This window comes from Roseobacter sp. TSBP12 (genome assembly GCF_009129705.1).
GTDB lineage: Bacteria > Pseudomonadota > Alphaproteobacteria > Rhodobacterales > Rhodobacteraceae > Celeribacter > Celeribacter baekdonensis_A.
On record NZ_PYIB01000054.1, the window covers coordinates 43447 to 56834 of the forward strand.

14 protein-coding genes are annotated in these 13388 nt (G+C 56.4%); 11 read left to right on the forward strand and 3 right to left on the reverse strand.

Annotation, left to right across the window (positions count from 1 at the left end; genetic code table 11):
- Positions 1–130: 130 nt before the first annotated feature.
- From sdhC to C8029_RS22105, 7 genes are all read left to right on the forward strand, one after another.
- On the forward strand, positions 131–520 hold the full coding sequence (gene sdhC / locus C8029_RS16560; protein ID WP_009573378.1) for a succinate dehydrogenase, cytochrome b556 subunit: 390 nt from the start codon (positions 131–133) through the stop codon (positions 518–520).
- A 10-nt stretch (positions 521–530) separates the two neighbouring features.
- Positions 531–902: a succinate dehydrogenase, hydrophobic membrane anchor protein gene (locus tag C8029_RS16565; protein WP_009573377.1), complete on the forward strand. Its 372-nt coding sequence runs from the start codon at positions 531–533 to the stop codon at positions 900–902.
- An 11-nt stretch (positions 903–913) separates the two neighbouring features.
- Positions 914–2722: a succinate dehydrogenase flavoprotein subunit gene (sdhA, locus tag C8029_RS16570; protein WP_009573376.1), complete on the forward strand. Its 1809-nt coding sequence runs from the start codon at positions 914–916 to the stop codon at positions 2720–2722.
- A gap of 11 nt (positions 2723–2733) precedes the next feature.
- Positions 2734–3513, forward strand: a complete 780-nt coding sequence (locus tag C8029_RS16575; RefSeq protein ID WP_152003325.1) for a succinate dehydrogenase iron-sulfur subunit — start codon at positions 2734–2736, stop codon at positions 3511–3513.
- Between the two features lie 182 nt (positions 3514–3695).
- Positions 3696–4517 (forward strand): hypothetical protein, encoded by an 822-nt coding sequence (locus C8029_RS16580; RefSeq protein WP_009573374.1) that lies wholly within the window; start codon positions 3696–3698, stop codon positions 4515–4517.
- A gap of 108 nt (positions 4518–4625) precedes the next feature.
- Positions 4626–4829 (forward strand): hypothetical protein, encoded by a 204-nt coding sequence (locus C8029_RS16585; RefSeq protein WP_009573373.1) that lies wholly within the window; start codon positions 4626–4628, stop codon positions 4827–4829.
- A 171-nt stretch (positions 4830–5000) separates the two neighbouring features.
- Positions 5001–5177, forward strand: a complete 177-nt coding sequence (locus C8029_RS22105; RefSeq protein ID WP_157789832.1) for a hypothetical protein — start codon at positions 5001–5003, stop codon at positions 5175–5177.
- A gap of 73 nt (positions 5178–5250) precedes the next feature.
- On the opposite strand, the gene C8029_RS16590 is transcribed toward C8029_RS22105, so the two are convergent.
- The 3 genes from C8029_RS16590 to C8029_RS16600 all read right to left on the reverse strand — a co-directional run bounded on the left by C8029_RS16590 (position 5251) and on the right by C8029_RS16600 (position 9084).
- On the reverse strand, positions 5251–6234 hold the full coding sequence (locus tag C8029_RS16590) for an aldo/keto reductase (RefSeq protein WP_040402846.1): 984 nt from the start codon (positions 6232–6234) through the stop codon (positions 5251–5253).
- Positions 6235–6348: 114 nt separating this feature from the next.
- Entirely contained in the window at positions 6349–7056 is a 708-nt protein-coding gene (gene deoD, locus C8029_RS16595) for a purine-nucleoside phosphorylase (protein ID WP_009573371.1), read from the reverse strand.
- Positions 7057–7116: 60 nt separating this feature from the next.
- Entirely contained in the window at positions 7117–9084 is a 1968-nt protein-coding gene (locus C8029_RS16600) for a methylmalonyl-CoA mutase family protein (protein ID WP_152003326.1), read from the reverse strand.
- A gap of 422 nt (positions 9085–9506) precedes the next feature.
- Between C8029_RS16600 and ccrA the strand changes: the two genes are divergently transcribed.
- The 4 genes from ccrA to C8029_RS16625 all read left to right on the forward strand — a co-directional run.
- Positions 9507–10787, forward strand: coding sequence for a crotonyl-CoA carboxylase/reductase (gene ccrA / locus C8029_RS16605; RefSeq protein WP_152003327.1), 1281 nt, complete (start codon positions 9507–9509; stop codon positions 10785–10787).
- Between the two features lie 478 nt (positions 10788–11265).
- Positions 11266–11979: a helix-turn-helix transcriptional regulator gene (locus C8029_RS16615; protein WP_009573367.1), complete on the forward strand. Its 714-nt coding sequence runs from the start codon at positions 11266–11268 to the stop codon at positions 11977–11979.
- 162 nt (positions 11980–12141) lie between these two features.
- Positions 12142–12780 (forward strand): acyl-homoserine-lactone synthase, encoded by a 639-nt coding sequence (locus C8029_RS16620; protein WP_009573366.1) that lies wholly within the window; start codon positions 12142–12144, stop codon positions 12778–12780.
- Between the two features lie 149 nt (positions 12781–12929).
- On the forward strand, positions 12930–13388 hold a 459-nt coding region (locus C8029_RS16625), incomplete at its 3' end, for an AAA family ATPase (RefSeq protein ID WP_152003328.1).

The window sequence follows — 13388 nt, forward strand, 5'->3', positions numbered from 1 at the left end:
AAATGTAAAAATCTAAGGGTGAAATGACAAAATTTAGGCGATGTTAGCGCACTCAACTGATGACTTCGCTCCCGAAAGGTATCATACCGAAGCCAACCTATAACTGCACCCATCGTGAAAGGACGTCACCATGGCTGATGTGAACCGCGGCAATCGCCCGCTGTCCCCCTTCATGTTCGTCAAATATTATCGGCTTCAAATGACCGCGTTTTCCTCGGTCATGGTTCGGATCACAGGCAATGCGCTGATCGCGGCGTCTTTCCTGTGCGTCTGGTGGCTTCTCGCCGCCGCAACTGGCCCTGAGTATTTCGAATTCGTCGATTGGCTGATCCGCTCTTGGGTCGGTGACATCGTGATGTTCCTGTCCGTTTGGGCGCTTTGGTATCACCTCGGTGGTGGCATCCGGCACCTGATCTGGGATGCGGGCTATTGCCTCGATGTCGACGTGTCCGAAAAAATGGGGTGGGCCATGATCATTGGCGCAACCATCCTGACCGTTCTCACCGCTCTTGTGGTCTAAGGAGGCACCCATGTCATTTCTCACAGATCGCAAACTCGCAGTCGGCCTTGGTGCCGCAAAACACGGCGCAGATCACCACTGGTTCATGATCACCTCTTCGATCGGCCTGTTGGTTCTGATCCCGCTGTTCATCTTCACCTTCGGCTGCGCGCTGGGTGGCACCTATGAAGAGGTGCTGGCCTATTACAGCCGCCCATTCCCCTCCATCGTCGCAGGGCTGACCATCATCGTGTCGATGCTACACATGATGCGCGGCTGGCAAATGATGGTCGAGGACTACACCTCCGGATTTTTCCGCAAGTTCCTCGTGATCGGGATGAACTTTTTCTGCTACGCCTTGATCGCAGCAGGTCTGTTCTCCCTCGTGAAACTCGCGCTGTAAGGAAGACCGATATGACCGCTGCATATGAATATGAAACCCACGACTATGACGTCGTTGTTGTTGGTGCGGGGGGCTCCGGCCTGCGCGCCACATTGGGCATGGCCGAACAAGGGTTGCGCACCGCTTGTGTGACCAAAGTGTTCCCGACCCGCTCCCATACGGTTGCGGCACAGGGCGGCATTGCCGCGTCCCTGTCCAACATGGGCCCGGACAACTGGCAATGGCACATGTATGACACCGTCAAAGGCTCTGACTGGTTGGGCGACACGGATGCGATGGAATACCTCGCCCGCGAAGCCCCCAAAGCGGTCTATGAGCTTGAGCATTACGGCGTGCCGTTTTCGCGCACCGAAGAAGGCAAGATTTACCAGCGCCCCTTCGGCGGCCACACCACCGAGTTTGGCGAAGGCCCGCCCGTGCAGCGCACCTGCGCGGCGGCTGACCGCACCGGACACGCGATCCTGCACACGCTTTACGGCCAATCTCTGAAAGAGAAAGCCGAGTTCTACGTCGAATATTTCGCCATCGACCTGATCATGTCCGAAGACGGCCAATGTCAGGGTGTGCTGTGCTGGAAACTTGACGACGGCACCTTCCACGTCTTCAACGCCAAAATGGTGGTGCTGGCGACTGGCGGCTATGGCCGTGCGTTCTTTTCCGCCACCTCTGCACACACCTGTACCGGTGACGGTGGCGGCATGGTGGCGCGGGCGGGTCTGGCGCTTCAGGATATGGAATTCGTTCAGTTTCACCCGACCGGCATCTACGGCTCCGGCTGTTTGATCACCGAAGGCGCGCGTGGCGAGGGGGGGTATCTGACCAACTCTGAAGGCGAACGTTTTATGGAACGCTACGCGCCGACCTACAAAGACCTCGCGCCGCGCGACTATGTGTCCCGCTCCATGACCATGGAAATCCGCGAAGGCCGCGGTGTGGGCGAACATAAAGACCACATCTTCCTCAACCTCAGCCACCTTCCGCCGGAAGCCTTGGCCGAACGTCTGCCGGGCATTTCCGAATCCGCGAAAATTTTTGCCGGTGTGGATGTGACCAAAGAACCGATCCCGGTTCTGCCGACGGTGCACTACAACATGGGCGGTATCCCCACCAACTATCACGGTGAGGTTCTCAACCCGACCAAAGACGATCCGACAGCGATCGTTCCGGGCCTGATGGCCGTGGGCGAGGCGGGCTGTGCCTCTGTGCATGGGGCGAACCGTCTGGGCTCCAACTCGCTCATCGACCTCGTGGTCTTTGGCCGTGCGGCTGCCATCCGTGCCGGGGGGATCGTTGATCCGAAAACGCCGAACCCGGAGTTGAACCAGGCCTCCATTGACAAGGCCTTCGCCCGTTTCGACGGTCTGCGTTACGCCAATGGCAGCATCGCAACCGCCGAGCTGCGCCTTGAGATGCAGCGCACGATGCAATCTGACGCCGCCGTGTTCCGTACCGACAAGACCCTCAAAGAGGGCGTCGAGAAGATGACCGAAGTTGCCGCCAAAATGGATGATCTGAAAGTCACGGATCGCTCCTTGGTGTGGAACTCCGATCTGATGGAAACGCTGGAACTGGCCAACCTGATGCCCAACGCTTTGGCGACCATTCACGGCGCTGAGGCCCGCAAAGAATCCCGTGGTGCGCATGCCCACGAAGATTATCCGGAGCGGGATGATAAAAACTGGCGGATTCACACGATCAGCCGGGTCGAAGGCAACAAGGTTGATCTGAGCTATCGCCCGATCATCGAGGCACCTTTGACCACTGAGGCCGAAGGCGGCATCAGCCTTGCAAAAATCGCGCCCAAAGCGCGGACGTTCTAAGGGGATCAGAAATGGTACAGTTTAACCTGCCGAAGAACTCCAAAATCGTCACGGGCAAGACTTGGCCGAAGCCCGAGGGCGCGACCAATGTCCGCAAGTTTCAGATTTATCGCTGGAACCCTGATGATGAGAAAAACCCAAGCGTTGATACCTATTTCCTCGATATGGATCGGTGTGGCCCGATGGTTTTGGACGCGCTCATCAAGATCAAGAATGAGATCGACCCAACCCTGACCTTCCGCCGCTCTTGCCGTGAAGGGATTTGTGGCTCCTGTGCGATGAACATCGACGGGATCAACACGCTGGCCTGTATCTATGGTCTGGACGATATCAAGGGCGATGTGCGCATCTTCCCGTTGCCGCATATGTCAGTGGTCAAAGACCTTATCCCCGATCTGACCCATTTCTACGCGCAACACGCGTCGATCATGCCCTGGCTGGAGACCAAGACCAACCGCCCGGCGAAAGAATGGCGTCAGTCGATTGAGGATCGTAAGAAACTTGATGGTCTGTATGAATGCGTGATGTGTGCGTCCTGCTCCACCTCCTGCCCGTCTTACTGGTGGAACGGCGACAAATACCTCGGCCCGGCCGCGTTGTTGCATGCTTACCGCTGGATCATCGACTCGCGCGATGAGGCGACGGGGGAACGTCTGGACGAATTGGAAGATCCGTTCAAACTCTACCGTTGCCATACCATCATGAACTGCGCCAAGACCTGCCCCAAAGGTCTGAACCCGGCCAAAGCCATTGCGCATATCAAAAAGCTGATGTTGGAACGCGCGCACTAAACGCGTGTGTCAGAGATGAAATATGACGCGCTTATCAAATGCGGCAATACAGTCTACAAAAGGCGCATCTTAGGATGCGCCTTTTTCGTTGAGGCAGGGAGAGCGTTTGGGCCGAGACAGGTTGCCAATGTTGGCAAAACTTGCGATGGGCAATGTCACAGATGTATCAATGAGGTGGTGAGATGAGTGCCAGCCCCCCAGACCTGACCTTGCTGCCTGCAACGTCCGTGCCGGTAGAGGACACGACCGCACCACTCCGGTTTTCTTTTGTCAGCCTTGTCACAAACCCAGAGCAATATACTGCGATGGTGGAAAGTTTTATCGCCAAAGGGTTTACCACCGACATTTGCGAATATCTTTATGGCGATAACAGGGGCGGGAACGCGTTTGACGGGTTTTCCGGGCTCAACCGACTGATCCGCGCGGCGCGCGGCACATATGTTATTTGCCTCCATCAGGATGTTGTGGCCAGTGACGATGGTATCGACGTTCTGGAAGAGCGCCTTGCCGATTTGCACCGCTGTGATCCCAACTGGGGCGTTGCTGCGAATGCCGGGCGGGTTGGCAAGCAGTACCATCTTCGGATCAGTGATAAACACGGGATGCAGCGCAAGCGTGGCGATTTACCATCACAGGTCAATGTTGTGGACGAGAATTTCTTTATTCTGCGACGCGATCGCCTGGTCTTTCTGTCCTATGATCTCAAAGGGTTTCACCTGTACGGCCTCGATATTGTACTCAAGGCGCAGGCCCTTGGTCTGACAGCTTATGCCATTGACTTCCTCGTGACTCATATGGGGGCTGCAACCGTGGATGAACGCTATTTGGCCTGTCAGGATCAATTCGAAGCCAAGATGGAAAAACTGATGCCCAACCGTGTTGTCCAAACGTTGGCAGAGCCGATCGAGCTGCGTGGGCACCGGTATCGGTTCTTCTATCGGTCATTGCGCCGCTATTTGCGCAGACAGAAAATACTTCGGCGGGCCGAGCGGCAAAAACGCTAAAGCGTTTCAGCCCTGTACGCGTCTCGTCCAAACCTGTGTGTCAGTCTCTTCGAACCGCTCTTTAGGTGTCGCTCCTTTGCCTGGTAAGGCCGCGGCCGGATCACCATCATGCTTCTCCTCGCCCCCATTCTCATCATTGGTTTCTATGTCGCCATGTACAGCCTGCGCACGGAGAAAACCGGCGCGTGCAAATGGCGTCAGGTGAACAAGGATGCGGAGGGTGTGGAGTGGGCGTGTCCGGTCTGTGGCGCGAGCGCGCGCACGGTTGCGGGGGAACCAAAGCACTGTGGCGGACAGATGCCGCAGCTCTGATTTTGTCGTCCAATTATGGTTTACACATCGTTAAAAGTTTCTGCATTGCAGCGGTCGCATGGCGAGTATGCGTGTTTTAGGGGCTGCATTGTGCCGCAGCGCGGCATATCTCAACGGCAAGGGAGGGCCACCCGGCGCATTTGCGCGCGGACCCTTATTGGAGTATCGACTATGACCTTGCACGATGTTGCACTGACCGCAAAAGACACTGCAGACTCGGCGATGAAAGTCACGGAGTGGCTTGAATATTACGCCCCGGCCACACCGGCTGCGCAATCGAGCGAGCAAATCGTTCCGAGCAAACTTGCCGTTTTGGATCAGATGTACGCCTATTACTGCGCGGACTGATGTCGGCTCTCACAGAATTCAAAAAGCCCCGCACAGGATGCGGGGCTTTTTCATATTTGGATTTGGGTGGCGCTTAGCAATAGCGTTCAACACCGACCATTTGAACGTCCGAGTAACGATCTCCATGGGCCCAGCCCACGGGCAGAACTTCTTCGATGTCCCAAAGATCGTCCTCGGAGAGAGAAATCGACGTAGCACCGACCCATTCGGCCAAATGCGCCGCCGTGCGGGTGCCGGGAATGGGCATCATGTGATCGCCCTGATGCAGCACCCAAGCCAGTGCCAAGGCCGATGTGGTCACGCCTTTCTTGGCAGCAAAGGCACGGAAGGCGCGGACATGATCCATATTGGCGGACCAATTGGGTTTCATAAACCGTGGGTTCACCTTGCGGAAATCATGGGCTTCGAAATTGGGCGGATCAAGATCGACATCGCCCAATACTCCGCGCCCCAAAGGAGAGAAGGGGATAAAAGCAATGCCCAAATCCTCACAGGTCTGAATGACGCCCAACTCTGGCTGACGCGACCAAAGCGAATACTCGTTTTGCACCGCTCGAACGGGCACCACGCGATGTGCGCGCTGAATGGTTGACGGCGCGACCTCAGAGAGGCCCCAAGCATCAATCAAGCCCTCTTCGATCAGCCGCCCCATGGTCTCGGCCACCTCTTCGATGGGACGTTCCTGTTCGCGGCGGTGGATGTAATAAAGCTCAACCTTGTCGCGGTTTAGTTTCTCAAGCGAGTTTTCAAGTTCGGCACGGATGTAATCCGCCTCATTGGAAAAGCCGCGTGGCGGTCCGGGCACGATGCCGACCTTGGTGGCGAGCGTCACTTTTGCTTGGGTTTCTTTCAAATACTGCCCAACGATGCGCTCAGAGCGCCCCATGCCGTAGATATTGGCGGTGTCCCAAAAGTCGATGCCAGCGGCCTCAACCGCGGCCAGTGTTTCGAGACTGGTGTCATCATCGGCGGGGCCAAAAAAGCCGGCAAAGCTCATACAGCCAAATCCGATGGCGCTGACCATTGGACCGTCTGTCCCCAGTTGGCGTTTGGGCATGGACATGAAAGGCCCTCCTTATCGTCTGATTTTATGGGAAAGGGCCACCCGTCTGGGCAGCCCTTGGATAGTTAGGTTGCAGGTGCAGAAAAACAAGCCGCAGAGCGCGATATTTTAGGCAAAAGCCGCCTCAAGTGCGATTTCGACCATGTCGCCGAAGCTGCGTTCGCGATCCGTCGAGGGCAGGGCCTCATGGGTCAGTAAATGGTCCGAGACGGTCATGATGCCAAGCGCGCGCACGCCATGACGGGCGGCGAGATTATAAAGTTCGGCGGCCTCCATTTCGACGCCCAAGATGCCGTGGCGTACCATGATCTCGGTCAGGTCGGGCCGCTCATCATAAAACACATCAGAGGAATAAATTCCGCCGACATGCACGCCGGTGTCTTTGGTCCGTGCGGCAGCGACAGCGGCCTCAAGCAGGCCATAATCGGCACAAGGCGCAAAGTTCAGCTCTTTGAAAATGCCGCGCGAGGGGGTCGAGAGCGTGGTGGCGGTCATCGCGATCACCACGTCACGCACCTTGATGTGATGCTGCATCGCGCCACAAGACCCGATGCGGATCAGGGTTTTGGCACCATATTCGGTGATCAATTCATTGGCGTAGATCGACAGGGAGGGCATCCCCATGCCGGAGCCGTGAATGGTGACGCGATTGCCTTTGTAAGTGCCGGTAAAGCCTAACATGCCGCGCACTTCGTTGACCAAAACGGCGTCATCAAGAAAATTCTCAGCCGCCCATTTGGCGCGATAGGGATCGCCCGGCATCAAAACGGTTTCGGCAATCTCTCCGGCTTTAGCGGCAATATGGGGGGTCGGCATCAGGGCACCTCTTTGTTTGAGTTGCCCCGACTATAGCTTTGATTTTCGCGGGGGCCAGCCTTACTCGGCAGCCTCTGACGCAGGATCGACCAAACCGACGATGTCAAACATGATGCGGTTGAGTTCAAAATCTTTCGGCGTGTAGACACGGGCCACACCCATCGCCAAAAGCGCCTTTTCATCCGCTTCGGGAATGATGCCGCCCACGACCACCGGAATATGGCCGAGACCGGCCTCTTTCATCCGCTCCATCAAGTCCGCCATGAGCGGCATATGCGACCCCGACAGGATCGACAGGCCCACCACATGGGCCGCGTCGCGCCCTGCGGCTTCGACAATCTCAGAGGGGGTCAGGCGGATGCCCTCATAGGTGATGTCCATCCCTGCGTCGCGGGCGCGGGCGGCGATTTGTTCGGCACCGTTCGAGTGGCCATCAAGGCCGGGTTTGCCGACGAGGAATTTGAGTTTACGGCCCAAAGAGGTCGACACACGCGCCACCTCATCACGGATTTCGTCCAGGCCTTCGGTGCGGTTCGACGGGTTCACGGACACCCCGGTCGGGCCACGGTACTGACCAAAGGCCGCGCGCACCATGTCGCCCCATTCGCCCGTCGTCGCCCCGGCTTTGGCGGCCTCAATCGAGGCAGGCATGATGTTGACGCCGGATTTCGCCGCCTCGCGCAGCGTGGTCAGCGCGGCTTGCACGGCGGCCTCGTTGCGCGACTGCCGCCACTCTTGCAAACGCCCGATTTGATCGGCTTCGGCCTCTGGGTCGGATTTCATGATCGAACCATCGCCAGTGGTCAGTGGTGACGGTTCGCCCACGGTCCACCGGTTCACCCCGACGACAACGGTCTCGCCGCCTTCGATCTTGGAAATGCGCTCGGCGTTGCTTTCGACCAGACGCGATTTCATATATTCAATCGCCTCAATCGCGCCGCCCATGCCGTCCAGCGTGTCAAGTTCGGCGCGCGCGCCCGCTTTCAACTCGCTCACCTTGCGGTCCACGGCAGGGTTGTTGTCGAACAGGTCGTCATATTCCAACAGGTCGGTCTCATAGGCGAGGATTTGTTGCATCCGCAGCGACCATTGTTGATCAAACGGGCGTGGCAGGCCAAGCGCCTCGTTCCATGCTGGCAATTGCACAGCGCGGGCACGGGCGTTTTTGGACAGGGTCACGGCGAGCATTTCGATCAGAATGCGGTAAACGTTGTTTTCCGGCTGCTGTTCGGTGAGGCCCAATGAGTTGACCTGAACGCCGTAACGGAAGCGGCGGAATTTCGGGTCCTCGACGCCGTAACGTTCACGGGTGATCTCGTCCCAAAGCTCGACAAAGGCGCGCATTTTACACAGCTCGGTGACGAACCGGATGCCCGCGTTGACGAAAAACGAAATCCGCCCGACCATTTCCGGGAAGGCCTCGGCGGGCACTTTTTCTTTCAGGTCATCCAGCACGGCAATCGCGGTGGCCAAAGCAAAAGCCAGTTCCTGTTCTGGCGTCGCCCCGGCCTCTTGCAGGTGATAGGAACAGATGTTCATCGGGTTCCATTTCGGCAAGTGCTCACGCGTATAGGCGGCGACATCGGTGATCATTCGCAGCGACGGGCGTGGCGGGCACACATAAGTTCCGCGCGACAGGTATTCTTTGATGATGTCGTTTTGAACCGTGCCCTGAAGCTTCGACACATCCGCGCCTTGTTCCTCAGCCGCAGCAATATACAGTGCCAACAACCAAGGGGCGGTGGCGTTGATCGTCATCGAGGTGTTCATTTGTTCGAGCGGAATGTCTTTGAACAACATCCGCATATCGCCCAAATGCGCCACCGGCACACCGACCTTGCCGACCTCGCCTTTGGCAAGCTCATGATCGCTGTCATAGCCGGTCTGAGTGGGGAGATCGAAGGCCACGGACAGACCGGTCTGACCCTTGGACAGGTTGGTGCGATAGAGCGCGTTGGACGCTTTCGCGGTCGAATGGCCCGCATAGGTGCGGAAGAGCCAGGGTTTATCCTTTTTCGTATCAGTCATGGCGGGCCTCGTCAGCTTTGACATCTTTCGATGGGCAATAATATTTCTCAGAAGCGTTTATGCGTGGAATAATGTGCCAATGTCAATTCGCCGCGATGCGGCAGGGCGCGAAAAGAGGCGGTTTTCCTAGTGACGTAAGGATATTGCCTCGCCTTTTGGTCGTAGGTGGCCTTGTTTTTGTGGGGAATTTTTCGAAATGCTGCGATTGCTCGGTTATAAAATTTCAAAAATTGCTGCATCAGCATTGCATAATTACTTTTCAAATCGTATCTAGGAGGCAGAGAGCCCGCGATTCTGCATTGCGGCGCAGGGCGGGGCCCTTTCGATGAAACACAGGTGGTGTCGTCAAAAGGGTCCCAAACACAACAGATTAAAGATGAGCCTTTGGGTCTGTTCAGCCCCGAAGATATGGAGGACAAAAGATGGCGCTTGCTACGAAGCTGACAACTTACACAGCCGAAGAAAAAGATCTCTATGAGGTCGGTGAAATGCCTCCCATGGGCTATGTTCCTGCGAAAATGTACGCTTGGGCGATCCGCCGCGAACGTCATGGCGAGCCGGAAACTTCCTTTAAACAAGAAGTCGTTGAAACGCCGACGCTTGAGCCGCATGAAGTGCTTGTGCTCGTGATGGCGGCTGGCGTGAACTACAATGGCGTTTGGGCCGGACTCGGCGTGCCGATCTCGCCGTTCGACGGTCACGGCGCAGAATATCATATCGCGGGTTCTGACGCCTCCGGTATCGTTTGGGCGGTTGGCTCGGCGGTGAAAAATTGGAAAGTCGGCGACGAGGTTGTGATCCATTGCAACCAGGACGACGGCGACGACGAAGAGTGTAACGGCGGCGACCCGATGTATTCCCCGTCGCAGCGGATTTGGGGCTATGAAACCCCGGATGGCTCTTTCGCGCAATTTACCCGAGTTCAAGCACAACAGCTTTTGCCTCGCCCAACCCACCTGACGTGGGAAGAGAGTGCGTGCTACACGCTGACGCTGGCCACCGCGTACCGGATGCTCTTTGGCCACCCGCCGCATGAGTTGAAACCGGGCATGAACGTTTTGGTCTGGGGCGCGTCTGGCGGTCTGGGCACCTATGCGATCCAGTTGATCACTGCGGCTGGCGCGAATGCCATTGGTGTGATCTCGGACGAAAGCAAACGTGATTTCGTCATGGGGCTGGGCGCAAAAGGCGTGATCAACCGCAAAGATTTCAACTGCTGGGGTCAACTCCCTACCGTGAACACGCCGGAATATACCGCGTGGTTCAACGAGGCACGTAAATTCGGCAAAGCGATCTGGGACATCACCGGCAAAGGCAAGAACGTCGATATCGTGTTTGAACACCCCGGCGAGAGCACCTTCCCGGTCTCCAGCTTCGTCTGTAAAAAAGGTGGGATGGTTGTGATCTGTGCCGGGACCACCGGCTACAACCTGACCTTTGACGTGCGCTATATCTGGATGCATCAAAAGCGTTTGCAGGGGTCGCATTTCGCCCATCTGAAACAGGCGGCTGCCGCCAACCTGATGATGATCGAAAAGCGCATTCATCCGTTCCTGTCGGAAACTTTCACTTGGGAGGAAATCCCCGCAGCCCACACGAAAATGCTGCGCAACGAACATAAGCCGGGCAACATGTCCGTGCTGGTACAAGCGCCGACAACCGGGCTACTCACGTTGCAAGACGTAATCGACGCGGGCAAATAAGCCCTCTGAACCAAGCTGAAATGGTTCAATGTCCCGCCCTTTGTCAGAGGGGCGGGATTTTTTGGCGGTGTGCTTTCTCGTGGAATGGAGATCAATCTGAGGTTGATAAACGCGTTTGCGCTGACGAATCTTTTGTGAGCCGGTTTTGACCGGAAAATTTCATTGCGCAACTCGCAGAAAATAAACGAAATATTATAATTCATAGGGTTATTAAGGTCAGGCTCGCTATTTATGGGGAGGCCATATCCGCGAATTTCAAAATGCAAAAGCACCGTCTAGGGTTGTACTTGCAACCACTTTGATAACCGAAAGAGGGTTTACATGCACAACGATTGGATACTTGATGTACTCACAGACCTGCGAACGTTTGCAGAGCAGAATGGCCTGACAGCGAGTGCTGAGCAGTTGGGTGATGTTTGCCTTGTCGTCGCGGCGGAGCTCTCTAACACGGGCCCGGAGTCGGAACAGGTGGGGGTGCATGACGGCGGATTTGCAAGACTTTCTGGAGGATATCCAGCGAGTTGAAACGTTCGAAGGCTTTCAAAGCGCAACAGAGGTTCTGCGTGACCTCTTAGCGATTTCCCATGTGGTCTACCATTGGGTCAATAGCGTGGGGGAAAGGTTTGGTGCAGGCACATATTCCTCCGAATGGGTCGACCGCTACCTGGAAAAAGACTACCTACGCATGGACCCGGTAATTTATGGATGTTTCCAACGCTTCACGCCCGTCAACTGGAAGCAACTGGACTGGTCCTCTAAGGCCGCAAAAACATTCTTTCGCGACGCGTTGGATTATGGGGTTGGGAACCAAGGCTACACCATCCCCATCCGGGGACCAAACGGTCAGTTCGCCCTGTTTACGTTAAACCATACGGCTACGGATGAGGAATGGGATCGTCTGATCTCCCGCATCCAAAGAGATATCGTCGTTGTTGCTCACGAGTTTAACAAAAAGGCTTTGGCTTTTGAGGCTGTCGACGAAAACCAAACGACTCCGGCGCTATCTCCGCGTGAATTGTCCGCGATCACCCATATTGCCAAAGGGTTGAGCCGGGCGCAGGCGGCGGCGGAGCTCGGGATTTCCGAACATACGCTGCGGGTCTATATCGAATCGGCACGCCACAAACTTGGGGCGTTGAACACGACTCACGCGGTTGCGCGGGCCCTGTCGATGGGGGTGATCATCGTTTAAGAGGCTCTATCAAGGGTGGTTTGTCCCGTGTTGCGCTTAAATAATACGCATAGAACGCAAGGTGAACATATGTCACACTCTTGCGTACGCTTTGGATAGGCTATGGTTAACACTTGGACCGTAGCGTCCTCTCCAGTTGATGGAGACAGGAGCACTCACCCCATGCTGCGCTATATCTACGGCGATGACCTTTACCGTTTTCCGCGTCTGCGCGACACCATGTTTCGCGACCGCGCCGATCAGTTCAAAAATCGTCTTGGATGGGACGTGCATGTGAACGAGGCCGGTGAAGAACGCGACGAATATGATGACATCAATCCGCTCTATGTGATTTGGCAAAAAACCGACGGCACCCATGGCGGGTCGATGCGGTTTTTGCCGACAACGGGCGACACGATGGTCAATGACCATTTCTCCCATCTCACGGACGGCGTGCGCATTGAAAGCCCGTTCATTTGGGAGTGCACCCGGTTTTGCCTTGCCCCCGGTGCGGAGCGCCGGGTGACCGCCGCGCTGACCTTGGCGGCAGGTGAGATTATGGAGGAATTCCAGCTCAAGCATTTCGTTGGCGTTTTTGATCCGCGCATGGAGCGGATTTATTCCCTCATGGGGCTGGTCCCGGATGTGTTGGGCCGTGTCGGTGAAGGGCGTGACGTTATCGGCGTTGGCCTATGGGAAATGCGCGAAGAGATTTTTGCCCCCACTTTGGCGCGTGCGGGGATTGATCGGGCGACCTCAAAACGCTGGTTTCGTACCGCCTTTGATCATCCGCAATGGGATGATATGCGCGCCATCGCCTAATCTTTCCCTCTGGTGTCGCTGACGGCGGGTCTTTAAAGCGTAGTGCCTTAAGCCTGACATAAGGGAAGGGGGCGCGCCCAGGATCATTTTGGGCGTTTCGACCAAATCTCTGATACAGGTTTGCTTCGAAACGCTTTAGGGTCGCCGCCATGACTGGAACCGCGCTTACATTCTCCGATGATCAGGCCGACGCCTATGATGCCATCAGCGCCGTGCTGAAACAGGTGGGGGTTGATCTTGAGAATGGTTTGATGTTGCCCATGGCCTCAATGGACACGCAAATTCGCGCGGTGATCGGCAAGGCGGGATCGGGTAAAACGCTTTTGTTGGCAGAGCTGTACAAGGCTCTGGAGGAGGCGGGCGTCGATATCGTCTCAGGCGATTGGGAAGGCCGCAAGAAAAAGGAGCGCCGCACCTTGGCGATTCTTGCGCCAACCAACAAAGCTGCCTCCGTCTTGCGCACCCGCGGCGTGCCCGCAACCACCATCCATCGCATTCTCTACACCCCGGTCTATGACCCGGAATATGAGAAAATCGCCGAATGGCTGGCGGGCGATGGCGAGCGCCCGGATGTCGAAGCCCTTTCGGTCGAGGGTCTGACAGATGAG